Annotated in this window: 27 protein-coding genes and 1 pseudogene; 7 read left to right on the top strand and 21 right to left on the bottom strand. The window is 71.8% G+C overall.

Translation table 11 applies throughout. The annotated features are described in order from the left end of the window. The first annotated feature begins 84 nt into the window (after nt 1-84). Nucleotides 85-1,455, top strand: coding sequence for a hypothetical protein (locus tag ACFXDE_RS02325; RefSeq protein WP_380489971.1), 1,371 nt, complete (start codon nt 85-87; stop codon nt 1,453-1,455). 110 nt (nt 1,456-1,565) lie between these two features. Here ACFXDE_RS02325 and ACFXDE_RS02320 read toward each other — a convergent pair whose 3' ends face one another. The 9 genes from ACFXDE_RS02320 to ACFXDE_RS02280 all read right to left on the bottom strand — a co-directional run bounded on the left by ACFXDE_RS02320 (nt 1,566) and on the right by ACFXDE_RS02280 (nt 10,860). Beyond that, on the bottom strand, nt 1,566-2,159 hold the full coding sequence (locus tag ACFXDE_RS02320; RefSeq protein WP_380489968.1) for a hypothetical protein: 594 nt from the start codon (nt 2,157-2,159) through the stop codon (nt 1,566-1,568). A 155-nt stretch (nt 2,160-2,314) separates the two neighbouring features. Continuing rightward, nucleotides 2,315-3,289: an ABC transporter substrate-binding protein gene (locus ACFXDE_RS02315; RefSeq protein ID WP_380489966.1), complete on the bottom strand. Its 975-nt coding sequence runs from the start codon at nt 3,287-3,289 to the stop codon at nt 2,315-2,317. Between the two features lie 148 nt (nt 3,290-3,437). After that, a complete protein-coding gene (locus tag ACFXDE_RS02310; RefSeq protein WP_380445600.1) occupies nt 3,438-4,127 on the bottom strand; it encodes an ABC transporter permease in 690 nt (229 codons plus the stop codon). Further along, entirely contained in the window at nt 4,124-4,792 is a 669-nt protein-coding gene (locus tag ACFXDE_RS02305; protein WP_380489963.1) for an ABC transporter permease, read from the bottom strand. Before ACFXDE_RS02305 ends, ACFXDE_RS02310 begins: the two co-directional genes overlap by 4 nt. Continuing rightward, the gene (locus ACFXDE_RS02300) at nt 4,782-5,963 is read right to left on the bottom strand and encodes an ABC transporter ATP-binding protein (RefSeq protein WP_380489960.1); all 1,182 of its coding nucleotides are present in this window, start codon (nt 5,961-5,963) and stop codon (nt 4,782-4,784) included. Before ACFXDE_RS02300 ends, ACFXDE_RS02305 begins: the two co-directional genes overlap by 11 nt. Before the next feature lie 323 nt (nt 5,964-6,286). Further along, nucleotides 6,287-6,673, bottom strand: coding sequence for a rhodanese-like domain-containing protein (locus ACFXDE_RS02295; RefSeq protein WP_380437341.1), 387 nt, complete (start codon nt 6,671-6,673; stop codon nt 6,287-6,289). Next, nucleotides 6,667-7,248 carry a cysteine dioxygenase gene (locus tag ACFXDE_RS02290; protein ID WP_380489958.1) on the bottom strand — a complete coding sequence of 194 codons (582 nt, stop codon included), beginning with the start codon at nt 7,246-7,248 and terminating at the stop codon, nt 6,667-6,669. The genes ACFXDE_RS02295 and ACFXDE_RS02290 overlap by 7 nt, the downstream gene beginning before the upstream one ends. A 196-nt stretch (nt 7,249-7,444) precedes the next feature. Continuing rightward, nucleotides 7,445-7,522, bottom strand: coding sequence for a putative leader peptide (locus ACFXDE_RS02285; RefSeq protein WP_380386513.1), 78 nt, complete (start codon nt 7,520-7,522; stop codon nt 7,445-7,447). Nucleotides 7,523-7,647: 125 nt separating this feature from the next. After that, the gene (locus ACFXDE_RS02280) at nt 7,648-10,860 is read right to left on the bottom strand and encodes a hypothetical protein (RefSeq protein WP_380489956.1); all 3,213 of its coding nucleotides are present in this window, start codon (nt 10,858-10,860) and stop codon (nt 7,648-7,650) included. 503 nt (nt 10,861-11,363) lie between these two features. Here ACFXDE_RS02280 and ACFXDE_RS02275 point away from each other — a divergent pair. The 4 genes and pseudogenes from ACFXDE_RS02275 to ACFXDE_RS02260 all read left to right on the top strand — a co-directional run. Then, entirely contained in the window at nt 11,364-12,206 is an 843-nt protein-coding gene (locus tag ACFXDE_RS02275) for a nitrilase-related carbon-nitrogen hydrolase (RefSeq protein WP_380489954.1), read from the top strand. A gap of 11 nt (nt 12,207-12,217) precedes the next feature. Beyond that, on the top strand, nt 12,218-13,648 hold the full coding sequence (gene hydA / locus ACFXDE_RS02270) for a dihydropyrimidinase (protein ID WP_380489952.1): 1,431 nt from the start codon (nt 12,218-12,220) through the stop codon (nt 13,646-13,648). Between the two features lie 96 nt (nt 13,649-13,744). Then, entirely contained in the window at nt 13,745-14,758 is a 1,014-nt protein-coding gene (locus tag ACFXDE_RS02265) for a TIGR03842 family LLM class F420-dependent oxidoreductase (protein ID WP_380489950.1), read from the top strand. A 77-nt stretch (nt 14,759-14,835) separates the two neighbouring features. Further along, a pseudogene (locus ACFXDE_RS02260) lies at nt 14,836-15,141 on the top strand (cytosine permease); the annotation flags it as partial. 192 nt (nt 15,142-15,333) lie between these two features. Here ACFXDE_RS02260 and ACFXDE_RS02255 read toward each other — a convergent pair. Continuing rightward, entirely contained in the window at nt 15,334-15,906 is a 573-nt protein-coding gene (locus ACFXDE_RS02255; protein WP_380489948.1) for a hypothetical protein, read from the bottom strand. Nucleotides 15,907-16,046: 140 nt separating this feature from the next. Beyond that, complete coding sequence (locus ACFXDE_RS02250; RefSeq protein WP_380489946.1) at nt 16,047-17,180, bottom strand: hypothetical protein; 1,134 nt, start codon at nt 17,178-17,180, stop codon at nt 16,047-16,049. 407 nt (nt 17,181-17,587) lie between these two features. Between ACFXDE_RS02250 and ACFXDE_RS02245 the strand changes: the two genes are divergently transcribed. After that, nucleotides 17,588-17,830, top strand: a complete 243-nt coding sequence (locus tag ACFXDE_RS02245; RefSeq protein WP_380489944.1) for a helix-turn-helix domain-containing protein — start codon at nt 17,588-17,590, stop codon at nt 17,828-17,830. A 2-nt stretch (nt 17,831-17,832) separates the two neighbouring features. Here ACFXDE_RS02245 and ACFXDE_RS02240 read toward each other — a convergent pair whose 3' ends face one another. The 4 genes from ACFXDE_RS02240 to ACFXDE_RS02225 all read right to left on the bottom strand — a co-directional run bounded on the left by ACFXDE_RS02240 (nt 17,833) and on the right by ACFXDE_RS02225 (nt 19,213). Continuing rightward, on the bottom strand, nt 17,833-17,997 hold the full coding sequence (locus ACFXDE_RS02240) for a hypothetical protein (RefSeq protein ID WP_380489942.1): 165 nt from the start codon (nt 17,995-17,997) through the stop codon (nt 17,833-17,835). A 17-nt stretch (nt 17,998-18,014) separates the two neighbouring features. After that, a complete protein-coding gene (locus ACFXDE_RS02235) occupies nt 18,015-18,188 on the bottom strand; it encodes a hypothetical protein (RefSeq protein WP_380489940.1) in 174 nt (57 codons plus the stop codon). Between the two features lie 151 nt (nt 18,189-18,339). Continuing rightward, complete coding sequence (locus ACFXDE_RS02230) at nt 18,340-18,570, bottom strand: hypothetical protein (RefSeq protein ID WP_380489938.1); 231 nt, start codon at nt 18,568-18,570, stop codon at nt 18,340-18,342. Between the two features lie 58 nt (nt 18,571-18,628). Beyond that, entirely contained in the window at nt 18,629-19,213 is a 585-nt protein-coding gene (locus ACFXDE_RS02225) for a hypothetical protein (RefSeq protein ID WP_380489936.1), read from the bottom strand. 133 nt (nt 19,214-19,346) lie between these two features. On the opposite strand from ACFXDE_RS02225, the gene ACFXDE_RS02220 reads away from it, so the two are divergent. Then, entirely contained in the window at nt 19,347-20,693 is a 1,347-nt protein-coding gene (locus ACFXDE_RS02220; RefSeq protein ID WP_380490097.1) for a transcriptional regulator, read from the top strand. Between the two features lie 146 nt (nt 20,694-20,839). Here ACFXDE_RS02220 and ACFXDE_RS02215 read toward each other — a convergent pair whose 3' ends face one another. From ACFXDE_RS02215 to ACFXDE_RS02190, 6 genes are all read right to left on the bottom strand, one after another. Continuing rightward, nucleotides 20,840-21,169, bottom strand: a complete 330-nt coding sequence (locus ACFXDE_RS02215; RefSeq protein WP_380489934.1) for a hypothetical protein — start codon at nt 21,167-21,169, stop codon at nt 20,840-20,842. Then, nucleotides 21,166-21,546, bottom strand: a complete 381-nt coding sequence (locus ACFXDE_RS02210; protein WP_380489933.1) for a hypothetical protein — start codon at nt 21,544-21,546, stop codon at nt 21,166-21,168. The genes ACFXDE_RS02215 and ACFXDE_RS02210 overlap by 4 nt, the downstream gene beginning before the upstream one ends. After that, on the bottom strand, nt 21,546-23,138 hold the full coding sequence (locus ACFXDE_RS02205) for a GH25 family lysozyme (protein WP_380489931.1): 1,593 nt from the start codon (nt 23,136-23,138) through the stop codon (nt 21,546-21,548). The genes ACFXDE_RS02210 and ACFXDE_RS02205 overlap by 1 nt, the downstream gene beginning before the upstream one ends. Then, a complete protein-coding gene (locus ACFXDE_RS02200; protein WP_380489929.1) occupies nt 23,138-23,521 on the bottom strand; it encodes a DUF1003 domain-containing protein in 384 nt (127 codons plus the stop codon). The genes ACFXDE_RS02205 and ACFXDE_RS02200 overlap by 1 nt, the downstream gene beginning before the upstream one ends. Beyond that, the gene (locus ACFXDE_RS02195; protein ID WP_380489927.1) at nt 23,518-24,057 is read right to left on the bottom strand and encodes a phospholipase D-like domain-containing protein; all 540 of its coding nucleotides are present in this window, start codon (nt 24,055-24,057) and stop codon (nt 23,518-23,520) included. The genes ACFXDE_RS02200 and ACFXDE_RS02195 overlap by 4 nt, the downstream gene beginning before the upstream one ends. Before the next feature lie 63 nt (nt 24,058-24,120). Continuing rightward, nucleotides 24,121-24,957 carry an SGNH/GDSL hydrolase family protein gene (locus ACFXDE_RS02190; protein ID WP_380489925.1) on the bottom strand — a complete coding sequence of 279 codons (837 nt, stop codon included), beginning with the start codon at nt 24,955-24,957 and terminating at the stop codon, nt 24,121-24,123. Between the last annotated feature and the right edge of the window lie 89 nt (nt 24,958-25,046).

Raw genomic sequence — 25,046 nt, 5'->3', positions numbered from 1 at the left:
CACCGAACCCCGTCCGGGAGGATCGGACCCTTGTCCGACAGGACGCCCGACACGGCACCACACCCACCCCGGAGGAACAGCCCTGTGACGACCCCCTCGCTGGACGAAGCCTGGCGCCACCTGGAAGCCGGCGACCCGCAGGCCGTCCTGCGCGAACTGCGCGCCCTCGCCGAGGACGTGCCCGCCGCCCAGGTCGCCCCGCTGGTCCAACGGCTGGCCGCCGGCAGCGGCTTCGACGACCTGGCCGAGGCCGCCGCCCGCCTCGCCACCGCGAGCGGGGCAACCGCCGGGAGCGCCACCGGGGCCGGTACCCCCGATGCCGTCGCCCTCTACAAGTACGGGTACGCCTGCGTCGAACGCGGCGCCGCCTTCCTCGCCGCACCCGCGCTCGCCGAGGCCCTGCGCATCGCCACCGCCGAGGTCCGCGAGGGCGAGAAGACCAAGCGCGGCCTCTTCGGCCGCAGCAAGCCCGGCCCCGACAACCGCCTGCCGATCCTCGCCGAACTCGTCTCCGCCCTGGAGGACGAGGAACGGCACGCCGAGGCCGTCACCGCCCTGCAAGCCCACGAGTCCGTCCTCCGGGACTGGCCCGAGCGCTACCTCCTCGCCTACAACGCCCTGATGGCCGGCGACCGGACCACCGCCCGCACCACCCTCGACCGGCTCTCCGCCCCCGACGACCAGTGGCGCCCCGCCGCCGACCGCGTGCGCCGCGCCCTCGGCCGGGCCGACACCGTCGAGGCCGCCGCGTCCACCACGGACCCGTTGAACCGTCAGGACCTGCGCGGCTGGCACTTCGCCCTCACCGGAGGCCTGCTCGCCACCCTCTCCCCGTACGGGTTCACGGCGGGAATGACCGGCCGCTACGCCTTCCTCCAGGACTCCTACGGCCTGTGCCGGCACGGGCTGGAGCGGCTTCGCCTGATCCTGGACGCCGCCGGTGTGCGCCCGCAGTCGGTCTCGCTGCTGCCGGGCCGGGCCGATCGGGCCCTCGGCCTCGCCGCCGCCGAGCTGCTCGGCCTGCCCGCCCGGCCGTACCAGCCGGGCACCGGGGACACCGTGGTCGTGGCCTACGACCTGAGCGACGTCGAGGGCATCGGCCCGGAAACGCTGACGGCGCTGCGCACGCGCTCCGCGGGCGAGGTGCTGTACGAGCACGCGACCTGCTGGACCGACACGCCGCCGGTCACCGCGGACGTGAGCGGCCTGCTCGGCCAGACCGTCGCCCCGCCGTGGCGGATGCTCGGCAACGAGCCGGACGAGCGCCCGGCCGAGGAGCTGACGGCCGAGATCCTGGCCGCCGACCCGGCCCCGGACGGCGGCGACGGCGAGACCCCGTCCGACCCGGACGAGGCGTTGGCGGCCTTCGCCCGCGCGGTGCGCGAACGCTGGCTGGACGGCCCGCGCGACCGCTGCCGCACGAGTGGTCCGGTGCCCAGCTCCCGCTTCCGGTAGGGCACTTGGGTGGGGGTGTCCGAGGTGCCACGGCCGCGCGTCTGCTGACGACGCGCGGCCGCGGCGGCCCGGTGCTCAGGACACCGGGCGCGCGGGGGCGCCGCGCCGGGTCAGGCCGGCGGCGGGCAGAGGGTCGTGCGCAGCGCCTCGTTGATCTTCGCGGCCTTGTCCGGCCCGAAGCCCTGCGGGTGGTCGGGGGTGGTGAAGCGCTGGTCGGCCAGTTCGACCAGCTTCGCCTTGTCCTTGGGGAACTGGTACATCGACTGGCACTGGCTGCGGGCCCGGTCGATGGCCTGGTCGGGCTTCCCGCCGACGATCGCCGGGTCGATCGCGTCCAGTGCGGCGACCAGCTTGGCGGTGACGTCGGTGCCCGGTTTGGCGGGCATTCCGGCGTCGGTGGGCGGCGCGGGCTTGGCCGGCGCCGACCCGCCCGCGGTACCCGAACCGCCGGTCGCGCCCGAACCTCCGGACGCGTCCCCGGCGGCGGAGCCCGTCGAGGCGTCCGCGGGCGGGGTGGCTCCGGGGGCGGGGGTCGCGGTGGCGGAGGCGGAGGCGGCGGCCGAAGCGGGGGAGGCAGCCGCGGACGTTGAGGTGCCGGTGCCCGCTCCGGAGCCCGAGGCGGAAGTCGAGCCGGAGCTGGAACACGCGGCGAGGCTCACCGCGGCGAAAGCCGTGAGGGTGGCGGCGAGGAGACGAGTGCGCATGGCGTCACACTGTCATGTTCGCGGCGCGGGAGGGAAGGCCCTCAGGCGGGGGTAACGGTGGGCGGCGAACAGCTGACAGATAACAGATGTTGAAATCTGTTATCTGTCAGCTGTTACCTGTTACCCGTCATCTGCCGGCGGTCGCCCGCAATCCGTCAGCCCAGCCCGTTGGCCTTCAGCCAGTCCTTGGCCACCGCCGACGGGTCCTCCTTGTCGACCGACACGCGCTTCATCAGCGCCGTCAGCCCGGTCGTGTCGAGCTTGGCCGACACCGCGTTGAGTGCGGCCGTCGCCGTCGGCCCCACCCCGGCCTTGTTGACCAGCGGGGTGACGTTCTGCGCGCCGAAGACGCCCTTCGGGTCGGCCAGCGGGACGAGCTTGAACTGGACGATCTTCGGGTCGGTGGTGAACACGTTGCCGACCTGGATGGCGCCGTCCTTGAGCGCGTTGGCCGTCGTGTCGCCGGTGGGCTTCCACTCCTTGAAGGTCAGTCCGTAGACGTCCTTGAACTGCTGCTCGCGGCGGGACTTGAATTCCGGCGGCCCGCCGATCGTGAACTCGCCCGCCTTGGCGGCCAGGTCGGCGACGGTCTTGAGCCCGTACTTGTCGGCGGTCTCCTGAGTGACGCTGAGGGAGTCCTTGTCCTCGGCGGGGGAGGAGTCCAGGATCCCGAGCGAGGCCGGCAGGGTCTTGGCCAGCGCCGCGTTGACGTCGTCCTTGGCGGTGGCGGTGGACTTGGCGTCCAGGTAGGCGAGCAGGGCGCCGTTGTACTCGGGCAGGACGGTGAGGTTGCCGCTCTGCAGCTGCCCGTAGAGCACCTCCCGGCTGCCGATGTTGAACTTCTCCTCGACCTTGACGCCCTTGGCCTTGAGCGCCTGCGAGTAGATCGAGCCGAGCAGCACGTTCTCGGGGAAGTTCGCGGAGCCGACCACGACGGTCCCGCCGTCGCCGGCGCCGCCGCTCGCACCCCCGCTCCCGGCGGCCGTGCTCGCGCCGCCGCCGGCCGCCGCCGAGGACGAGCCGCTGTCGAGCGGGTTCCCACCGGAGGAGCCGCAGGCGGTGGCGCCGAGGGCGAGGGCAGCGAGGGTGCCGAGGACGGCGGCGCGCCTGGTTCTGCGAATTGTCGACATGGTGACAGGTGTCCTTCCGAGACGATGGAGACAGAGGTTCAGGGGATCCGGCCGCGGACCCGCATCAACGGGCCCAAGGCGACGGGACAAAGCCGACGGGCCGGAGCCGACGGGCGCGAGTCGGCAGGCCAATGCCGACTGGCCGAAGTCAGCGGGTCCGGTCGGCGGCCCGGCGCTGGGCGCGCACCCCGCGCGGCAGCGCGTACCGGGCGAGCAGGACGAAGAGCAGCTGGGCGGCGACCGCGAGCAGCACCACGAGCACCGCGCCGCCGGCCGTCACCGCGTACTTGCGGGTGGCCAGCCCGTCGAACACGTACCGGCCGAGGCCGCCGAGCCCGACGTACGCGGCCACCGTCGCGGTCGCGATGACCTGGACGGCCGCCGTGCGGAAGCCCGCCAGCAGCGTCGGCGCCGCGGACGGCAGGCACACCTGCCACAGCACCTGCGGGTGGGTCAGCCCGATGCCGCGCGCCGCGTCGCGCACGTCCGGGTCGGTGCCGCGCACTCCCTCGACGGCCGCGACCAGCAGCGGCGGGGCCGCGAGCGCGACCAGCGGGACGAGCACCGCCGTGTCGCCGACCCCGGCGAGCAGCACCGCGAGCGTGACCAGCCCCAGGGTGGGCAGCGCGCGGGCGAACCCGGCCAGCGCCGTGACGGCGGTGACGCCGCGTCCGGTGTAGCCGATCAGCAGCCCGAGCGGGACGGCGACGAGCGCGGCGAACAGCAGCGCCTCACCGGAGAACGCCAGGTGCTCGGCGATCCGGTGCGCGATCGAGTCCGGACCGCTGCGGTGATCCGGGTCGGAGAAGAAGTCGCTCAGCCACGAGAGCCAGTTCACCGGCCTGCTCCCTTCTCGCGGACGGCCCAGGGCGCGAGCAGCCGCCGCGCCCCCACCAGCACCAGGTCGACGGTCAGCGCGAGTGCCGCGATCAGCGCGATGCCGGCCACGATCGGGGTCGGGAAGGTGCGCTGGAACCCGTCCATGAACAGGTAGCCGAGCCCGCCGCGCCCGACCAGCGCGCCGACGCTCGCCAGCGAGATGCTGGACACCGCGGCGACCCGCAGTCCGGCGATCAGGTACGGCACGGCGGCGGGCAGTTCGACGGCGGTCAGCCGGTGCCACGGCCCGTAGCCCATGGCGGTCGCGGCCTGCCGGACGGCGTCCGGCACGGCGCGCAGCCCGTCCACGGTGGTGGGCAGGAGCACGGCGAGCGCGTAGAAGGTGAGCGGGATCATGACGGTGGCCTGGGTGGCGAGGCCGGTGTACGGGATGAGCAGCATGAAGACGGCCACGGCGGGCAGCGCGTAGACGATGTTGAAGACGGCGGCGAGCGGCTGGTACGCGCGGGGGAAGCGGGCGCAGGCCAGGCCCAGCGGGACGGCGATCAGCAGGCCGATGAGCACCGGGACCAGGGCGATCACGGCGTGGTCGGCGAGCAGGTTGCCGAGGTAGCCGAGGTGGTCGCCGATCCAGTACCAGCGGACGATCGGTTCATCGTCCACCGGTGGCCCCGCCCTTGCCGTCCGCCGCGCTCTTCGCCTCGGCCTTCTCCCCGTCCCTCTCCTCGCCCTTCGCCTCGCCCTTCGCCTCGTCCTTCACGAGTGTCCCGGTGTCGCTCGGGGCGGTGGCGGTCGTGTCGCCCGGCGCCGTCAGGGCGCGGAGGACGGCCTCGCGGTCCGCCGTGCCGGTGGCCCGGCCGTCGGAGTCGAGGGCCACGGCGACCCCGGCGGGGGAGAGGACGGCGGCGTCGAGCGCGGTGCGCAGCGTGTCGGTGTCCGGCCGGTAGCCGGGGGCCGGGCGCAGTTCGGCGGTGGGGGCGTCGCGGTCGATCCAGCCGATCGGGCGGCGCTCGTCGTCCAGTGCCAGCTCCCAGCCGTCGAAGCGCAGTCCGCCGGCCAGTGGGCGGGTGGCGACGGTGCTCGCCGGGCGCAGGCCGAGGCCGCGCAGGCCGCGATCCCGGCCCAGGAAGGCGGCGACGTCGTCGTCGGCGGGCGCGGTGAGCAGGGTGTGCGGGTCGGCCAGCTGGGCGATCCGGCCCTGGCCGCGCAGCACGACGACCTGGTCGCCGAGCCGGACGGCCTCCTCGATGTCGTGGGTGACGAACAGCACCGTCTTGTGCAGTTCGGACTGGAGGCGCAGCAGTTCCTCCTGGAGCCCGGCGCGCACCACCGGGTCGACGGCGCTGAACGGCTCGTCCATCAGCAGCACGGGCGGGTCGGCGGCCAGGGCGCGGGCCACGCCGACGCGCTGCTGCTGGCCGCCGGAGAGCTGGAACGGGTAGCGCTTGGCGGTCTCGGGCGCGAGCCCGACGAGGTCGAGCAGTTCGGCGGCCCGGGCGCGGGCCTTCTTGCGGTCCCAGCCGAGGAGGTAGGGCACGGTGGCGACGTTGTCGATCACCTTGCGGTGCGGGAAGAGCCCGGCCTGCTGGATCACGTAGCCGATGCCGCGGCGCAGCTTGGCGGGTTCCAGCCCGGCGACGTCCGCGCCGTCCAGCAGCACCCGGCCCGAGGTGGGCTCGACCATCCGGTTGACCATGCGCAGGAGGGTGGTCTTGCCGCACCCGGACGGTCCGACCAGGACGGTTATCCGTCCGGTCGGCACGTCCAGGTCGAGGCCCTCGACGGCGATGGTGCCGTCGGGGTGGCGCTTGCCGGCGCCGTCGAATCTGATCACGGGGAGTTTCCTCGTCCGGGCGCCCCGCGGTGGCGGCGCCGTTGGTCGGTCTGTCGTCGGTCTCTCGGTTGATGGCGGTCTTGTCGACAAACGGTGGCGGTGCGGACCGCGGTGGTGCCTGTCGGATCTCCTGCCCGGGCGTTCTTCCGCCCGCGTGGCTGCCCGGCTTCGGACCGGCGGAAACTCTGATCAGACTATGACTTACATCATCTCCTGTCCCTTATTCACCGCCTGTCACGAGGAGCGGAGCCGCTGCGGCAGGGCTCCGTCGGGGAGTCAAGCCGGTCGGTCGCGCCGCTGTTCAGTCGTCGTCGGGCCGCCGTTCAGCCGCCCTGACGGGTCGGCAGTCCGGCCGCCGCCCAGCCGACGAAACCGCCGTCCAGGTCGGTCGCCCGGTGCAGCCCCAGTTCGCGCAGCGACGCCGCGGCCAGGCTCGACGCGTACCCCTCCGAGCACACCACGATCCACTCGACGTCGTACCCCGACGCCTGCGGGATCCGGTGACCGCCCGTCGGGTCCAGCCGCCACTCCAGCACGTTGCGCTCGATGATCAGCGCCCCGGGGATCTCCCCCTCCGCCGCCCGCTGCGCCGCCGGACGGATGTCCACCAGCAGCGCGCCGTCCAGCTGCGCCTGGTACGCCTCCCGGGCGCGCGGGCGGTACACGCCCTCGCGGGCCCGCTCCACCAGGTCGTCGATCGTGGTCACCACTGTTCCGGTCCTTCCTCAGAGGTGCGGACGAGCCCGCCGGCCCGCAGGTCGTAGTGCGCCATCGAGCTCAGCGGGGGCGAGTAGGCGTGCAGGGTGACGGCCGGGCCCGACGCCGTGTTGCGCACGTCGTGCACGTACTCGGGGCCGAAGGCGCGGGCCGTCCCCGCCGGGACGCGGCGGATCAGCAGGCCCTGGTCCGGGCCGCCGAGCGAGAGCTCCTCCAGTTCGCCGAGGGCGACGGTGAAGGCGCCGCGCGAGCCGCCGTGGTCGTGGAAGCCGGTGGACTGGCCGGGCAGCCAGCTGATCAGCCACACCTCGTGGTCGTCGTCGGCCACCAGGCGCCGGTACCAGCGCTCGTCCGTCGACAGGCGGACGTGGTGGATCCACTGGTCGGGCCGTTCGGCGAGCTCGCGGACGATCGCGCGCAGGGCGTTCGGGGTGAGCGGCGCGCGGGCTTCCTCGACGGCTGTGTCGGCGGCGGCGTGGGTGGCGGCGGCGTACGTGGCGTTGGTGTTCGTGGCGGCGGCGTTCGTGGCGTCGGTGGGTGGACGGTCGGGGGCGAGGTCCAGGCTCATGGGGCGTCCTCGGGTGCGGCGGGAACGTCGGGAGGGTGCGCCCGCCGTCCGGGAGCCGCGGCGGAGCGGTGCCGAAGGAGCGGCACGGCAGCGCGAGGGGTGCACCGGGCGGGGGCGGGTTCAGAACTGCGGATGCGGGTGCGCGGCGCGGGCCCTGGCAGACGTCACAGGGCGGAACCGGCGCGGAGGGGCAAGGTCAACAGGCACACATGGAGCTCGCCTGGCGTCGCAGATCGACGTGCAGGCGGCAGACCAGGGTGGTGCCGGAATCCATGGTCCGGATCCTTCCCGACCCGCGCGGCGGGAGTCAAGCGGGACCCGCAGTGCGTCCATACCTCGGACCAAGGCTGCTCACACCTCGGACGCCCCGCTCCTTCCACCCTCGTCTCCAGGCCCGCGTCACCCCTCGGCGGAGCGCCGCGGCGCCGGGGGAGTGACGGCCGATCGGGCCGTACCCGCGCTGCCGGGCGACTGCGCCGGTACGGGCCCCGCCCCGCCACCGGCCACCCGCTGCGCCGCCAGCGCGGCCTCGACCAGCGGAGCCGCCTGGTCGCCCAGATAGCGGCCCAGCGTCTGGTACGCGTCGAACTGCCGGTGGTCGAACCACTGGTCGCTGGTCAGGTCGTTCGGGAACGCCGCGTTGCCCACCGCGTAGGACAGCAGCTCGTACGGCATGTCGGCGGTCAGGACGGCCTGGACGACGATCAGCGTGCCGTGCCGGGCGTCATCGCTCCCACCGGATCCGCCCGCGCCGGATTCGCGCTCGCCGGATCCGCCCTCCCCGGCGAGACCCGCGAGCGGCACCGGATAGTGGATGTCCCCCGTGACCACCGTCCGCTCCGACAGCCGCGCGGACAGCTGCGCCGCGAGCCCCCGCAACGGCTGCGGCCCGTCCGACGACGCCCTGCCGTCAGCGGCCGCGGCCTGCGCTGCCTGGGCGGCCTGTGCCACCTGCTCCGCGGCGCTCCCCGGGATCAGCACCTCCGGCTCGTGCAGCGTGATGACGACGCCCAGCTCCTCGCGCGCCAGCGTGATCGCGGCGGCGAGGTTGGCCGCGTACCCGGAGTCGCCGCTGGCGTCGATGCAGACCGCCGTCCGGACGCCGTGGCGCAGCAGCTCGACCAGGCCCAGGTTCTCGTAGTGCCCGCCGTCGGTGGTCAGCAGGAACCGGTCGTCCATCGGGAACCGCCCCGTCAGCTCCCGCAGTTGGTACTGCAGCCGCCGTACGGCCGGCTGCGCGGGGCGCCGCCAGTCCGGCACGCCGGACCAGTCCGGGCCCAGCACGGCCGGGTTGGGCAGCCAGGTGCCGAGCCGTGCGTTGGTGACCGCGAACAGCCCCTGGTACGCCTTGGACTGACGGCCCATCGCCGAGGAGAACGCCGCCCCCGACACGGCCATCGCCGACTGCACGGTGAGGTCCCGGGCGATGTGCCGCCGGGTCCGCCGCTCCAGCAGGTCGGTGCGGGCGTAGCCCACGTCCGGACCGCCCACGTAGTCGTGCGACAGCGTGAAGGACACCGCCCGGCGGCCCGGCGGGGTACGGGTGTCCCCGGAGAGGTTGGCCGCCGCCGAGAAGATCACCTGGGGGAAGTCCGGGTGCCGGGCGCCGTAGTGGCTGAGCCACGTCTCCTCGCGGAAGAAGTCGTACGGCCGGGCCACCACCGCGCCGCCCTCGGCGACCCGGCGGACCGCGAACGCCCTTGCCAGCCGCAGCCGGTAGAACGGGTGCAGGCTCATCCACGTCTGGTCCAGGTTGAGCCCGACCGCGCCGAGCACCAGCGGCAGCGCCACCTGGACGGCCGTCGGCCACGCGTACCCGGTCGCGACCGCCCAGCCGAGCGCGAGCAGCGATCCGGCCGACAGGACCGCCAGAGCCGCCCACACCACCACGTACTGGGGGAGGTTGGCGGTGAGGCCGCCGCCGAACCGGCCCGCTCCGCGCAGCGCCCCGGCGACCGCCGCCGCGCCCCGGCGGATCGTCCGGCGGTCGCGCCAGAGTATGCCGAGCAGCAGCGCGAGGTAGCTGAGCACGACGGTGAGGCTGAGCCCGGCGCCGGTGAGTCGTGGGCCCGCGGCCAGCGCGGCCTGGAGCCGCACCGCGCTCCACGCCAGCGCGGGCACCGCGAGGACGCCGGTGGCCACCAGCGCGGCCAGCGCGAGGCTGCCCTGGAAGAGCCGGCGGAGCACGCGCGGCAGCACGGCGTCCCAGCCGAGCGGGGGGAACACGAGCACCGAGAGCAGCCAGCACGCGGCGCCGGTGACGAGCAGGACGGCCAGGACGGTGACGGCGGGCGCGCGGAGGACCAGTGCCCCCGGCGACCCCGCCCCGCCGGTACGCAGCCCGGCCGCCGCCAGGCCGTCCAGCGGGGTGACCGGCACGAGCCGGTAGAACCGGCTGAGCCCGAGGCCGACCACCAGGACGGCGGTGAGCAGCAGCGTGAACGCCGAGATCACGCCGCGCAGCAGCGTGCCGAGGGCGACCAGCCACTCGCCCGAGCCGTCGGCGATGTACTTGCCGTGGCGGCGGAGGTGGTCCTCCTCGGGGGAGCCGGGCTCCAGCACGGTGTCGGCCGTCAGGCCCGAGACGGCGTGCACGGAGGCGCCGGGCGCGGAGTCGCTGAGCGCGAGCTGCATCGCGCCGACCGCGTAGCCGCCGCCCGAGACGGAGACCAGGTACCGCGCCCGTCTCAGCCACGGCCGCAGCGACTGGAGCGCGCCGAGCGTGACGCAGGCCGAGCGGATGCCGCCGCCCGAGGCGCAGAAGCCCAGCTCGGCGGGTTCGCGCCCCGGTGGCACCCGGGAGCCGTCACGCCAACGGGCCTGGCCCGCCCGGGCGGTGGCGTCCGCGGGGGCCTCGGGAGGGCAGCCCGGTGCGCCGTTGCGCGGTGGCCACAGCGCCCCGTGCGTGGTGACGACCGGCCAGGGCGGGATCAGCGCGGGACGGTCGGGGGAGCCGCCGGGCGTCGCGTCCCCGTCCGGGCCCGGGCCCGTGACGGGTGGACGGGACCGGAGCCCCCGCACCGCTCGGACGGCGGTGACGGCGAGCGCCCCCGCGGCCGCGGCCCCGGCGGGCAGGAGCAGCAGCCACGCCGTGGTGGCCAGCCCCGAGGCGACGGCGAACGGCGCGTCCGATCCGTCCGGGCGGTCCAGGGCGCGGGCGAGCAGCACGTCCGCCGCGAAGGCGCAGCACGCCGCGAGCAGCCCGGCACCCCCGGCGGCGAGCGCGGTCAGCCGCCAGCGCGCCCGCCCGAACACGTACAGGCCGAGCAGCGCGGCGGCGGCCAGCGTCAGACCGGCGCCGCCGGTGAGCCAGGCGTCGGCCCGGAGGGCGGCCGGCCCGTCCCCGGCGCGGCCGCCGAGCGCCGCCAGCGCGGCCGTCCGCGAACCGGCCAGCCGCAGCGCCACCACCCCGCCGGGCGGCGCCATCCGGCGGAACAGCAGACCGCCGAGGGCAACGGGCAGCAGCGCGCCGAGCGCCAGCAGCAGCCCCGCCCACGGCGGCACGGCGGGCGGGCCGGCCGGCGGATCCGCCCGCCGCGCCCACGCGAGCAGGCGGCCGGGACCGAGCCCGGGCGGCGCCTTGCGCACCGCCCTCCCGAGAGCCGTCGTCATGCCTGCCACCCCCTGATCCCCGGGCCCGCGCCGGCGGGCGAAGTCGCGCTGCGCCGCCGCACGGTAACGGTCCGAAGCGGCGTCCACGCGCGTTTTACCCACCTTGGCCGGAACCGGCACCCGGAACGCCCGGATTCACTCGAATGAGTAAGGAGCGCACTCCCGGGGTAGATGACCGATTCATCCCGTCCAGGCGGACCCGCGTGTCCGTGTAACAAGATCGCCCCGGACGCGTTACCCCCAACGTATTGTCAGGCCACCGAACCCGGCCTACGGTCGACAGATCGCAATTTCTACGCACGTAGACGCACGCCGCCGCACACGGCTCCGCGTGGACGCACGCGGAGCCCCTGCCACGCCTGCCGAGCGTGCGCGGAAAGGCGCGCGGAGACCGTGCCGCGACCCCGCACACCGGCCTGCGCGCCGCAGGCCAGAGCCACCCCGTCAACCCTCAGACCGCAGGCCCGGCTCCCCGGCCGGGCCCCGGAGTTGCGGAGGTACCCATGTCGCAGATCGTCCGTGCCGCGCTCGTCCAGACCCGCTGGACCGGCGACCAGGAGAGCATGATCGCCCTCCACGAGCGGTACGCCCGCGAGGCAGCCGCCCGGGGCGCGAAGATCATCGGTTTCCAGGAGGTCTTCAACGCCCCCTACTTCTGCCAGGTCCAGGAGCCCGAGCACTACCGCTGGGCGGAGGCCGTGCCCGACGGCCCCACCGTCCGGCGCATGCAGGACCTGGCCCGCGAGCTCGGTCTCGTCATCGTCGTCCCGGTGTACGAGGAGGAGCAGGCGGGGGTGTACTACAACACCGCCGCCGTGATCGACGCCGACGGCCGCTACCTCGGCAAGTACCGCAAGCACCACATCCCGCAGGTCAAGGGCTTCTGGGAGAAGTACTACTTCAAGCCCGGCAACCTCGGCTGGCCCGTCTTCGACACCGCCGTCGGCAAGGTCGGCGTCTACATCTGCTACGACCGGCACTTCCCCGAGGGCTGGCGCGCCCTCGGCCTCGCCGGCGCGCAGATCGTCTACAACCCCTCCGCCACCAGCCGCGGCCTGTCCGCCTACCTCTGGCAGCTCGAACAGCCCGCCGCCGCCGTCGCCAACGAGTACTTCGTCGCCGCCATCAACCGGGTCGGCACCGAGGAGTACGGCGACAACGACTTCTACGGCACCTCCTACTTCGTCGACCCGCGCGGCCGGTTCGTCGGCGAGGTCGCCTCCGACAAGGAGGAGGAACTCGTCGTCCGCGACCTCGACCTCGGCCTGATCGAGGAGGTCCGCCAGCAGTGGGCCTTCTACCGCGACCGCCGCCCCGACGCCTACGGACCGCTCGCCGAGGCCTGAGGAGCACCCCGATGACCACTCCCGACCCCCGCCACCGCACCGTCATCCGCGGCGGCCTCGTCATCACCGCCTCCGACGAACTCCACGCCGACGTCCTCATCGAGGGCGAACGCGTCGCCGCCCTCGCCACCACCGGCAGCTCCGCCGCCGGGGCCTGGACCGCCGACACCGTCATCGACGCCGCCGGCCACTACGTCATCCCGGGCGGCGTCGACGCCCACACCCACATGGAACTGCCCTTCGGGGGCACCGCGGCCTCCGACACCTTCGAGACCGGCACCCGCGCCGCCGCCTGGGGCGGCACCACCACCATCGTCGACTTCGCCGTCCAGCCCGTCGGCGGCTCCCTGCGCGAGGGCCTGGACGCCTGGCACGCCAAGGCCGACGGAAACTGCGCCGTCGACTACGCCTTCCACACCATCGTCTCCGACGTCACCGACGGCGTCCTCAAGGAGATGGACGCGCTCGTCGACTCCGGAGAGTCCACCTCCTTCAAGCTCTTCATGGCCTACCCCGGCGTCTTCTACAGCGACGACGGCCGCATCCTGCGCGCCATGCAGCGCGGCGCCGCCAACGGCGGGCTCGTCATGATGCACGCCGAGAACGGCATCGCCATCGACGTCCTCGTCGAGCAGGCGCTCGCCGCCGGGCGCACCGCGCCCCGCTACCACGGGGAGGTGCGCCGCGAACTCCTGGAGGCCGAGGCCACCCACCGGGCCATCAAGCTCGCCCAGGTGGCCGGCAGCCCGCTCTACGTCGTCCACGTCTCCGCGGCTTCCGCCCTCGCCGAGATCGCCCAGGCCCGCGACGCCGGGCTCAACGTCTTCGGCGAGACCTGTCCGCAGTACCTGTTCCTCTCCACCGACAACCTCGCCGAGGAGGGCGCGGACGGCTTCGAGGGCGCCAAGTACGTGTGCAGCACGCCCCTCCGGCCGCGCGAGCACCAGGAGGCCCTGTGGCGGGGGCTGCGCGCCAACGACCTCCAGGTCGTCTCCACCGACCACTGCCCGTTCTGCTTCGCCGGGCAGAAGGAACTCGGGCGCGGCGACTTCTCCAAGATCCCCAACGGCCTTCCGGGCGTGGAGAACCGGATGGACCTCCTCCACCAGGCCGTCGTCGACGGGCACCTCACCCGCCGCCGCTGGATCGAGATCGCCTGCACCACGCCGGCCCGCATGTTCGGCCTGCACCCGCGCAAGGGCACCATCGCGCCCGGCGCCGACGCCGACATCGTCGTCTACGACCCCACCGCGGTGCAGACCGTCTCCGCCGCCACCCACCACATGAACGTCGACTACTCCGCCTACGAGGGACGCCGACTCACCGGCCGGGCGCGGACGGTGCTCTCGCGCGGCACCGTCGTCCTCGATGGCGACAGGTGGCTCGGCCGCGCCGGACACGGCACCTTCCTGCGCCGCGACACCTGCCAGTACCTGGTCTGACACCGCCCTTCCCTTCCCCTCCTCCTCCGGTCCGTCCGCCGTCCGGGCTCCTTCCGGCCCCGGGCGGCGGCCCCGTCCCCCTTCCTGGAGCCACCGATGGACATCGGCCTCGTCCTGCAGACCGATCCGCCCGCCCGCCTGCTCGTCGACCGGATGATCCGCGCCGAACGGGCCGGGTTCAGCCACGGCTGGACCTTCGACTCCTGCGTCCTGTGGCAGGAATCCTTCGTCATCTACAGCCGCATCCTCGCCGAGACCGAACGGCTCACCGTCGGTCCGATGGTCACCAACCCCTCCACCCGCACCTGGGAGGTCACCGCCTCCCTCTTCGCGACCCTCAACGACATGTACGGCAACCGCACCGTCTGCGGCATCGGCCGCGGCGACTCCGCCATGCGCGTCGCCGGACGCCGCCCCGCCACCCTCGACCGGCTCTCCCACGCCATGCACGCCATCAAGGAGTTGGCCGAGGGACGCACCGTCGAGGTGGACGGCACCGAGATGCACCTGCCGTGGGTGCGGCCCGGCGCCTCCCTGCCGATCTGGATGGGGGCGTACGGGCCGAAGGCGCTCGCGCTGACCGGACGCCAAGCGGACGGATTCATCCTGCAGTTGGCCGACCCCTACCTCACCGAGTACATGGTGAAGGCGGTGCGGGCCGCCGCCGTCGAGGCCGGCCGCGACCCCGACAGCGTCACCATCTGCGTGGCCGCGCCCGCCTACGTCACCGCCGACGACTCGCCCGCCGCACTCGCCCACGCCCGCGAGCAGTGCCGGTGGTTCGGCGGCATGGTCGGCAACCACGTCGCCGACCTCGTCAACCACTACGGCGAACACTCGGACTTCGTCCCGGACGCCCTCACCGACTACATCAAGGACCGCCAGGGCTACGACTACAGCCACCACGGACGCGCCGGGAACCCCGACACCGCCTTCGTCCCGGACGGGATCGTCGACCGCTTCTGTCTCATCGGGCCCCCCGCGGCGCAGCTCGCGCGGCTGGAGGAACTCCGCTCGCTCGGCGTCGACCAGTTCGCCGTCTACGCGATGCACGACGCCGTCGAGGCCACCATCGACGCCTACGGGACGGACGTCATCCCGCAGTTGTGACGCGCGACCGCGCCGTGGCGCCCAAGGCGGTCACGCCCTGCACGGACCACACCCGGGAACGGATAGGGGAGTTACCCATGGCCGACACCGCGACCACCGGCGGCGGACAGCTGCAGCACTCCGACGGACGGGTCGAACTCGACCCGTCCAGCGGGGAGTTGCCGCCCAACGGCTTCACCAACGACGACCTGCGGCCCGTCCCGGTGGCGCGGCGGACCTGGACCACCTACAACTTCCTCGCCCTCTGGGTCGGCATGGCCCACAACATCCCCTCATGGACGCTCGCCTCCGGCCTCGTCGCACTCGGCATGGACTGGAAGCAGGCCGTCCTCACCATCGCCCTCGCCAACCTCATCGTGCTCGCGCCGATGCTGCTCACTGGCAGTATTTGTAAAGAACAAAACCTCCTGACCTGCACAGACGCGCGCTGGATTGGTCGATCGTGGGTACTTGCTGCCCCCAGATGAGGCACGGGTGGGCAGGAGGCCTCATCAGGGGGCAGCAGCTCTGAGGGTGCACGGGAAGGGAGTTGGGCCCGCGCGGCAGGCTGTCTACGACGCTACCGCAGGGGCCGGCTATCCCCGACCGGTGAGGCGCTGAGGGCTGTCGCCTTCGGTGAAGGCGTCGTACTCAAGCTCCGCGATCTGTGCCTCGCTGAGAGCCTGTTGGTCCAGGCTCATGGCGCCGTACTCCGGGTCGTGAGTGCGAAGAATGAGATCGGCGGCGGCCGCCAGGACGGGCTCGCAGACGATTTGGCATCGCAGATCGAGTACTGCGGGTGCCGTGATGACGGTGGTGCCTCGCTGCTCGATCAACGGGGCAGCGAGCCGCGGTACACCGTGCCAGTGTGCCAGCGCGTCCAGGTCTTGGCCGTCGCGGTGGGAAATGGGGCTCAGGTCGATCCAGATCGCTTCTCCGAGCGTCGGCAGCAGGTCCTGCATCACCCTTTTCAGCTCAGGGATCGAGCCGAAGAGGGTGATGACTGCTGCTGGCGCGGCGGCACCGCCGAGGATGTTCGGCTCCGTCAGGCCGGGCCCCTTGCTGCCGGTATCCGGGATGTTGACGGGGCGGACGTCGAAGCCGGCGAGGGCGAGGCGGCTGGCGGTCTGATTGGCGATCGGCGTGGTGCCGAGTAGGGCAAAGTGCACCGTTAACTCCTGGGTGTGAGGGAGACCCGGGGTTGTCGTGGGAGGTCTACGGTAGGGGCGCACAACCGGCGCACGAAACGGAAAAAGTGCGCCGATTTTTCGGGGTGAGCACAACATGTGCACCGATTGTCAGTGCACTTTCACATTCGGAATCCCGGAGTCGGCCATTCCGGTACCGGGACCTCACCCAGGACCGCGGCCGCCAGGAACACCTCGCCGCTGCCGACTACTCCGCGGTCGGCCATCTCGGGTTCGCTCTCTGGCAGAGACCCGAGGAGTCGTCGATGGAGGAGCGCTTCGGCGGCCTTCAGGTGGGTGCGCACTGTCGCATCTCTGAGCGTCAGTGCCTCGGCGGCGGCGGTCACATGGCCGTTGTGAGTCAGCCAGGCGATCACGGTGCGGCGTAGCGGGCGGTTGTCGGTGTCGAGGCGCCCCAGCAGTGAAGCGGCCCAGGTGCGGACGTCTGGGGTGCTGAGGAGGTCGGCGAGCGCCACGAACTCGCTCGGCGGCCCGCAGTCTGCGCGCGCGTCGACCGCGAGGGCGAGATCGAGAATGGCCCGGTCTTGGAACTCGGTCAGGCGCAGGCCTAGGATCCCACCGATTCGCTTCATCCGGTTGGTGACGACGCCCCGGCTCGTGCGGAGCAGCGTTGCGACGGCTGAGTGGTTGAAGGCCAAGGCGAGGCTGGCGGTGTCCGTCAGTAGGTCGCGCCGGTTCTCGGCTTGGTGGTGGAGGGGTTCGAGCAGGTTTGCTGCCCAGGCCTGGGCGCGTCCGCCGAGGATATGTACGAGGCGGATGTCGGACGAGTGGAGGGCCGCTCGTTCGGTCAGGTACCGGGCGCTGAGGAGGGCGTTGGAGGCGTCGCCGTAGGCCTGGGCGGTGTGGGTGAGGGTGGAGATTCCGCTGCCTCCGAGGTGCCAGCTTGGGCGCGGGTCGGTGACGGTCCTGAGGCGAAGGCCGGTCAGGTCCCAGCCGTTGGTGATGGCGCGGGCCGGCAGTGGGGCGACGACGATGACGTCGGAGTCGTAGATCGGGCAGCGGGTAACCAGTGCCGTGCCGTGGACGGCTTCCCGGCATGCCGCGAGGACTTGGTCGCGTTCGGCTGCGGGGCCTCGGGCGATGTAGACGCGGCAGGTGTCGGATTCGAGCACGCCGTCGTCCAGGAGGGGGCCGAAGATGCGCCGGAAGTCGGCCACGTGCCCGGTCATGAGGTACTGGAGGGCCGAGACGTGGATCTGGTCGATTATGGCGTGGAGGTCTGTGGGGCGGTGCATGGTGCTGTCGTCCTGTCTGGCCAGAGGGTTTCGGTCTCCTGTGGTGGCGCAGTTAAGGCGCTGCTGGCCGGCCGGACGGGGCTATTGGCGGTGGTGGCTGCGGTGTGAGGGGGTCTGCAGCCTGGTGGCACTGGGCCTCCTGGGGTCGGTGGCGGGCGATGCCTCTGGCGGGTCTTGGCTGATGTCGGCGGCCGTTGGCATATGCCGGGGGTCGGGGTGGATCGTTCCATGTCGGCGTGGCGATTAATCGAACGAATGATCAAGGATTTGGTTACGACTTGGGCTCGCCGGTGCTGGCGAATGCAAGTCGGGGCATGGCGGTGCCGACGACTGGTATCGAACAGACTATCGATAAGTGGCGGCGTACCGGTACAGACTTTTGATCAAAGACGGGCCAGCGTCAAGGGGTGCCTGCGCCCTACAAGCCCGACGACCAGCAGCTCCGCGACCGGCGAGACGTGGGATCGCGGGTCTACTCGCTCCGGCTGCAGGCCAACCTCACGCAGGAACAGCTAGGGGAGCACACCCGGATGGACCGGCGGACCGTCGGAAGGCTGGAAAACGGCCTCATCGCGCCGACCCTCGATCAGCTCAGCTCGATCGCGCGAACGTTCGGGGTCCCGCTGTGGAGGCTCTTCCGAGACGGATAGCCCTACTCGTCTCGCTCCGGGCGGTTGTCGAGCGTTCCCGGGCAGCCGACGTGGTCGCGGATCCAGTCGGTCAGGGCTGTGCGGATGTCGTCGAAGCGGCCGCGGCCGAACTGCCCGCAGTCCCGGCAGTAGCCACTGGCACGTCCGGGTTCTGGGTCCAGTGACACGCTCCCACCTGCGGCGCTCACTGGCTCGCCGTCTCTGTGGGGCGCGGGCATCCGATGTGGTCGACGATCCAGTCCGAGAGTCCCGTGCACCGGCCGTCGAACGTCCCGACGCCATAGTCGTCGCAGTCCCTGCAGAAGCCGCTGACTCCGCTCTCCGGTGCCTGTGTCTGGGTGGTGTCGCCGCTGTTCACGTTGAACGCTCCTTCGGTCTCTGTGTGTCTCGTTGTCGTGGTCGGCAGATCGCACATGTGCAGGTCTCGCGCCAGCGGACGGCGGGGTCGTCCTCGCTGGACTCGCCGGGCTCGGGTTCGGGCTCCCACTGGCCCGTCCATCTCGGGGGTCTCACGGGCCCTCCGTCGGCTGGTCCTCGAATCCGGCTGCATTCCCGTGCATCGCGTCGGATGCGGAAATGCAGGGCCACGTGGTGCCGCAGCGCACGCAGTGGCCGCCGATCGCGCGGTGCTCGTCCAAGCGCATCCGCGCCGCCGTGGCCGCGACGTGGTCTTGCAACCCGTGGCGCGACGGCCGGCGCTTGCCGCGAGGGTCGACGTTCACGAGGTCGTTGGTGCCCATTCGGGTCCTCCAGAGAGGTGGCGCCCGCATGCGCAACCGGGAACGAGGCAAAGGCAGATCACGACTCGCTCCCGAGGCAGTCGGGGTGAGCGGCGATCGCCCAGCCCAGCGGTGCTCCAGGGGTAGGGGTGTACGCGTGGCCGGCCGGCGCCAACGGCGGATCGCTGTGGCCGCAGACGATGCAGGCCTCGCCTCGGCACTGCTTCGCGCTGTACTCGGCGGCGAGCGTCGTCTTCCCGAGCCAGATCTGGCGCGAGAGAACGGCCCGCATCAGGTACTCGTCCACCCCCACCAAACCGGCACCGGCATCGAGGGGACGGGCACCTATCAGCAGAGTGATCACGCCACCACGGCGGACAAAATCGGCCCACTCCGACGCCGACGGGACGCGAATGGCTCCCGATGCGTTAGGCAGCAACACGAGGGCGTCGGCGTCGGCGAGCGCTACGAGGATCCCCGGGGCCGGCAGCGGGAGCTCCGGCGTCGCCAAGCCGGCTGCCACCGCGACTTGCCGAAGATCGCGGCGCTCTCCGCTCGCGGGGGTGATCAGCATGAAAGCGACGAGCCCGTCAGGCGTCGAATCGATCCATGTCCATGCTGATAACGACAAGTCCGCTACGTTGAGCTCGGCGGCCGTCAACACGGGCCCCCTCCTGGAACGTCGGGTCTACCATCACCTCTAGGCAACACCGCGAGCACTGCCATGGTCATCGGCGTGGGGGGTGTTGGAGGGTGTTGAATCTGCGGCCGGTTGTGAGGACGGGTAGGCAATGGCCATGAAGACGCCGAATACCAAGCTCTCCGGGTGGCTGCAGCGCGCCGACCTTAGCAACAAGGCCCTGGCCCGAGCGGTCAAAGCTGCAGCTCACGGGGCTGGACACGTTCACATCTCATGCGATGGATCGAGCGTCGGGCGATGGCTTCGAGGCGAGCAACCTCGTCGGCCGCTGCCCGAGATCATCGCTGACGTCATTTCAGCCGAGGTTGGATATCGGGTCACATCGTACGAACTCGGGCTCGGCGAAAGCAGGGCCGAGGACCGCTCGCTCCTTTACTCCCGCAGCTACGAGGTTACGGTGGAAACCGTCTCTGACCTGGGGAGAGCAGACGTGGACCGCCGCCGTTTCCTTGCCGTTGCACCGTTCGCCGCCGTCGCCGCGACCGGCCCAAGTCGGGACTGGCTTCTCGCCACCCTCGACCAGCAGCCGGAACCCGGTCCACGGGTCCGTCTTGAGGATGTCACCGCCGTCAAGAACATGTTCTCCGAGTTCCAGAAGATCGACATTTTCCAGGGCGGCGGCAGCGGCCGACTCATCCTTGCCGCGTACATGAACGTCCACGTCTACCCGCTCCTGCGTCGGCCGCAGACGGACGATGTCCGGCAGGCCCTGTGCGAGGCCGCCGCGGAACAGACCTACCTGCTCGGCTGGATGGCCTACGACAACGGCGAGCACGGCACCGCCCAGCGCTACCTCATCCAGTCGCTCCGCCTCGCCCAGGAATCCCGGAACGTGCCCCTCGGCGCGCACGTCCTCGCCGGGATGGCCGACCAGGCCACCCTCCTCGGACACCCGGACGAGGGCCTACGGCTCGCCCAGTCCGGCCGACACGGCCTCCGCGGGTCGTCAGCTGCAGCGCTCGCTGACCTTTGGGCGCTCGAAGGGAGGGCACTCGCGGCGATGGGCGACAAGCGAAGCGCGATCAGTGCGGTGGCCCAATCCGAGGCCGCTGCCGAGCAGATCCGTGCAGACGACGAGCCTGAGTGGGCCCTCTTCATCGACCCGGCCTACCTGCACGGCGAACACGCGATGACGCTCCGGGACGTCGGCGACCACACTGCCGCTGCCGAGCACGCCAAGCGAAGCATCGATCATGCCCGGCAGCAGAAGCGCGCTCGCCGTGGCGCGCTCTCACAGGCCGCCCTCGCGTCCACCCACCTTCAACGACGAGACCTTGACCAAGCCTACGCGGCCGGCCTGCGCACACTCTCGCTGGCAGGCAAGGTCAAGAGCAGCCGGGCCATCGAGGCGGTAGCGGACCTGCAGAACCGGATGGAGCCCTTCGGGCGAAACAGGTTGGTCGCGGACTTCGCAGAGCGGGCGCGTTTGCTAACTGCCGCCTGAGCTAGGTTCCGGGTGTAGGGCGTCCACGGGCGGACCTGCCCGCACCCCTCGCACAGCATCATGGCCGATTCCATAGCTTCACCGTACTGCCGTGGGAACGGCGAAGCGGCCCCCGCCCGGCGCGCGGCCGGGCGGGGGCTCAAACATCAGGAGTGGACTACGGCGACCACCGTGCCGGCCACCGTCGCGATCGCGACGACGAGACCGGCGACGAGGCTCAGCAGCTGCATACGACGGCGGTCGGCTTGCCGGACCTCCTCGTCGGCCGCGACCCGGCGCTCCAGCCGGTCGAGACGCCGGTCGTGGTCGTCGATCTCCGAGGCCTGGGTCTTCAGCTGCTCGTCAACCTGTCCCGCGCGCTGGACCAGGAGGCTGAGGCTTCCCTTGGTCTCGGCGAAGCCGGTGGAGACGGCGCCGCGGAGTTCGGCCACGGCCACGGCGAGGGCGGCCTGAGGGTCGCCCGCCGGGGTGCTCACTCGCGGCTCCCTGCGATGGGTATGACCTGCGCTCGCGTGGGGGCGGCGGCGGACACCGGGGCGGTGACCTGGGTCCTGGTCCACATGCCGACCGCTGCGGCGACGAGCGACATGACCAGGGCCTGCTGCTCGGCGCTCCAGTGGAGGCCGAGGCCGACGGCGAGCGCGAGCACCGACTGGACCGCGCCCATCACGGCCGCGGAGACTCCGTCCTGCGTTGTCACTGCCACGGCCACGCCGACGGCCGATGCCACCACGGCGTTGACGAGCGCCTGCTGGTCACCGGAGAGATGTATGCCGAACGCGGCTACCGTCTTGACGATGACCGCGGCCAGGGCTGCCCAGAGTGCCGGTTCCCGCCCGAGGAGCTTCGGCATCACGAGGCCGCCGTTCCGGTGGCTGCCGGGGTGCCGGCGACGTCGACCTGGACGTGTACCGTCGCCGATGCGATCGCCTGCTGGACCGCGGCGACGACTGCGGCGGTGTCGACGGCGGGGTGCTGCGCCGTGATCTGGGCGGCGAGGGCGGTGATCGCGGCGGACTGGGCGGAGAGCGTGGTCTGGAGTCCGGCGAAGGCCCGCGCGGTGGCGCGGTCGCTGATGTCCTTGCCAGCGACGTACCAGTACGCCTCCAGGTCGCCGTCCGCCGTCCAATCGTCCTTCAGATGGGGCAGCTTGTAGTTCCAGACCTGCTGGGGCAGCGACCGGACGAGGGAGCGGATGCCGTCCGGGTTGTCGTCCCCGTAGTGGACGGCGTAGGCGATGGCGTCGCGCACGGGCTGGCTGCTGACGGCGCCGGCCACGGCGGCGCTGATGCGCGCGATGTCATTGTCGTCGAGGGGCATGGTGTCCTCCTGGTTGGGGCGTGGGGCGCCGGCCTGGACCCACGCGTAGAGCGTGTCGCCGGGGCAGTCGGTCTGGTAGCCGTCCCTGTGGCCCTTGATCTCGGGGCCGGCGGGTCCCTGCTGCTGGCAGTACTCGATCGCGTCGCGCAGGCCTTGGAGCTGTTCCGGTGTGGGCTCGGTCGAGCCGGACGACCCGAGGAGGGCGCAGACCGCGTAGTGGGCTTCGTTGAGCGGGACGTCCCCGTTGGCGCTGTTCCGGCGGGTGAGTCCGCGGCCCTCGAAGACGAAGCCGTGCTCGCAGACGACGAAGGAGTAGCCGATGTCGGACCAGCCGTTGCTGTCCATGTGCTCGGCCTGGACCCTGCGCACATAGGCGGGGCAGCCGGCGTGGTCGCCGAATGTGTACGGAGAGCCCAAATAGTGGACCTTCACGCCAAGGCGGGGGATGGCGTACGGGATCGAGCCGTTCGGCTCCTTCCACGGCCGCGCGCCCCACTGGGCGCGGGTGACCAACTGCAATCCCGGCCACGGACCTGCGGCTGGCGGGGCTGCCGCAGGATCGGGCGTTGCCGCGCCGATCCATGCCCGGAGATCGCCGATCGTGCCGCTGTACACGTCAGTGTCGAGCGGGGTATCCGTGAACTGGTGGAACCTCCAGGCGGCTTGGACCCGCGGGTTGCCAGGCTGAACGTAGTCGGCGATCCACAAGAAGTCGCCGGCGTTGTCATCGGTCCTGTGCCACCAGTCGACGCTGGTGTACGTGCCGACCAGGTGTCCCGGGTAGCGCTGCCGAACGGCGGCGAGCCAGGCGTTCTTCGCGGCCGTGGCCTGAGCGTCGGTAACCGGCTGTCCGTAGGGCTCGAAGTCCAGCACCAGCAACTCGGTGCTCGGGACGTCGCCGACCACCCGGCAGAAGTGGTCGATCTCCCCGGCGACTGGGTTCTCGCAGTGGATGAAGTGGTAGTGGCCGAGCACGATTCCACGGCGCCGGGCCTCGGCGACCTTCGCCGAGTAACCGGTCTGCTCGGTCCGGGAACCCTCGCTCGCCTTCACGAACACGAACTGGGCGTCGGCGGGAATCCCGGATTGGTAGTCGGAGAGGTCGTAGCCGCGAGCGTTCGCCATCACGCAGCCCCCTTGTCGATCGGCGGGTTGGCGATGCCGAGATGGGCGGCGATGGCCTTGTTCCAGGCGAGCGCCGCCTCGTTCACTTCGTAGTCGTGTTCTGCGCGCAGGCGGTCGTGCTCGGCTTGCCGGTTCTGGCTGAGCAGCAGGATGGGGCCGGTGAAGCCGGCCTGGAACGAGTACACGAGGTTGAGCAGGACGAACGGGTACTCGTCCCAGCGGGACCAGCCGTGGACGGTGTTCGCCGCGATCCAGGCCGCGGTGAACAGGGCCTGGCCGATGATGAACCGCCAGCTGCCCATTCCGTAGGCGAGGCTGTCGGCCACGCGGTCCCCGAAGGTCTTGTCGTCGTGCCGGGCTTGGTTGGCAGGATGGCGGTTCACGAGGCGTTCCTGCTGGATGCGTTGAGCATGTGGTGGTGGATGGCGTCGATGCGGGCGCGGGCCTCCGCGGCGACCAGCGGGTCCCGGATGAGCGTCGCCTGGTTGTCCTGGAGCGCTTCGCCGGAGTGGCTCCAGTTGGTGGAGCCGGTGACGACGTCGACGCCGTCGATGATCAGCATCTTGAGATGCATGATCGCGCCGTGCTCGGAGCGGCCGACCGCCACGCTCGACGCCGGGTACGCCTCGCGCCCGAGCAGCGTCCGCTCATGGACGCCGCCGGCCTGACTGGAGTCGAGCGTCAGCTGGACGAAGACCTTCTCGTCGGCCAGCTTGGCGTGCAGGGCGTCGGCAAGCTCGTCGTCGTCGAATCCGTACATCGCCACGACGAGGCTGGAGTTGGCGGACTGGATCAAGTCAAGCAGTGCGCCGTGGACGTCGTCGACCGGCGAGTACCAGGTGCGGATGTGGGCCGGGTAGCCGGGTGGGAAGCCGCCGGTCTTGTGCCGGTCCAGGTCCGTGAGGGCGGGTAGAGCCATGAGGGCCTCCAAGCATGGGGAAGCCCCCGGGTTGCAGCACCGGGGGCTGGGGATGGTCGCGGTTCAGATCTGGGTGAGGCCGGGCACCCATGGCTGGACGGCGTTGGCCCACATTCGGGCCATGGTCAGGTAGCCGGCGTCGGACGGGTGGACGCCGTCGAAAGTCCACCTTCCAGGGGGCGGCGTGATGCCGTTGTTCAGGTTGTCCCGGCACCACTGCGCGGTGTTGACCTGGGTGAGGTCGACCAAGGTCACGCGGGGGTTCGTTGAGCGGGCGTTGTAGGTCGCCTGAATGACGTTGTTGGCGGCCTGCTCATAGCTGATCAGGTTGCTGTCGGCTTGGCTGATCGGGACCAGGGCCACGGCGACCTTGACGGTCGGTGAGAAGGCCAGGATCTGGTCCACCAGCGCGCCGTACGCGGCGGACGTGAACACGGTGGTGTCGTGGTCGTTCGTGCCGATGTTCAGTAGCACGATGTCCGGTTGGCTGGTGGACAGGGCCGAGGCCATCTGCGGCTGCAGGTCGCTCAGCTTCCAGCCCGGGTAGGACACGTTGGACATGACCGGGTGGACGCGCTGCTGATCGATGAGGTCGGCGAGCCACGCCCGGTAGCCCTGGCGGTCGGCGCTGCCGTAGCCCCAGGTGATGCTGTCACCGGCGCAGAGGATCTTGACCTGGGTGGCGGGAGTGGGCAGCAGCGCCTTGCGCAGCCGCATCATGCTGTCACGCTGACCGCAGGCCAGCAGCCCGAGCTGCCCCTGCATGACCTCGAAGTTGTAACGGGTCGCCCAGACGTCCGTCGTGCTGCCGTTGCCGGCCTGCTCGATCCATCCTGCCGCAGTGGAGCCGGTGGCGACGGCCTGTGCAGTGTCGGGGCTGTAGGGGCCGGTGGGAATCATGCCGTGATCTCCTCTGCGTCCCGGGTCGCGGCTTCCGCCTACGGGTGGCGGGCCCCCGGTGGTGGTGGTCTTGCTGCGGGCGCCCGCCG

Origin of the sequence: Kitasatospora sp. NPDC059408 (genome assembly GCF_042751525.1) — a bacterium.
Classification (GTDB): Bacteria; Actinomycetota; Actinomycetes; order Streptomycetales; family Streptomycetaceae; genus Kitasatospora.
Note: the sequence above shows the minus strand (reverse complement) of the source record. Positions and strands in the feature narration are given on the sequence as shown.

Bases quoted from the DNA above. Each gene is read 5' to 3' on its own strand.
- ACFXDE_RS02320 (WP_380489968.1), bottom strand. From the start codon at position 2,159: ATGCGCACTCGTCTCCTCGCCGCCACCCTCACGGCTTTCGCCGCGGTG.
- ACFXDE_RS02315 (WP_380489966.1), bottom strand. From the start codon at position 3,289: ATGTCGACAATTCGCAGAACCAGGCGCGCCGCCGTCCTCGGCACCCTC.
- ACFXDE_RS02290 (WP_380489958.1), bottom strand. From the start codon at position 7,248: ATGAGCCTGGACCTCGCCCCCGACCGTCCACCCACCGACGCCACGAAC.
- ACFXDE_RS02285 (WP_380386513.1), bottom strand. From the start codon at position 7,522: ATGGATTCCGGCACCACCCTGGTCTGCCGCCTGCACGTCGATCTGCGA.
- ACFXDE_RS02280 (WP_380489956.1), bottom strand. From the start codon at position 10,860: ATGACGACGGCTCTCGGGAGGGCGGTGCGCAAGGCGCCGCCCGGGCTC.
- ACFXDE_RS02275 (WP_380489954.1), top strand. From the start codon at position 11,364: ATGTCGCAGATCGTCCGTGCCGCGCTCGTCCAGACCCGCTGGACCGGC.
- hydA (WP_380489952.1), top strand. From the start codon at position 12,218: ATGACCACTCCCGACCCCCGCCACCGCACCGTCATCCGCGGCGGCCTC.
- ACFXDE_RS02265 (WP_380489950.1), top strand. From the start codon at position 13,745: ATGGACATCGGCCTCGTCCTGCAGACCGATCCGCCCGCCCGCCTGCTC.
- ACFXDE_RS02250 (WP_380489946.1), bottom strand. From the start codon at position 17,180: ATGCACCGCCCCACAGACCTCCACGCCATAATCGACCAGATCCACGTC.
- ACFXDE_RS02230 (WP_380489938.1), bottom strand. From the start codon at position 18,570: ATGGGCACCAACGACCTCGTGAACGTCGACCCTCGCGGCAAGCGCCGG.
- ACFXDE_RS02220 (WP_380490097.1), top strand. From the start codon at position 19,347: ATGAAGACGCCGAATACCAAGCTCTCCGGGTGGCTGCAGCGCGCCGAC.
- ACFXDE_RS02210 (WP_380489933.1), bottom strand. From the start codon at position 21,546: ATGCCGAAGCTCCTCGGGCGGGAACCGGCACTCTGGGCAGCCCTGGCC.
- ACFXDE_RS02205 (WP_380489931.1), bottom strand. From the start codon at position 23,138: ATGGCGAACGCTCGCGGCTACGACCTCTCCGACTACCAATCCGGGATT.
- ACFXDE_RS02195 (WP_380489927.1), bottom strand. From the start codon at position 24,057: ATGGCTCTACCCGCCCTCACGGACCTGGACCGGCACAAGACCGGCGGC.
- ACFXDE_RS02190 (WP_380489925.1), bottom strand. From the start codon at position 24,957: ATGATTCCCACCGGCCCCTACAGCCCCGACACTGCACAGGCCGTCGCC.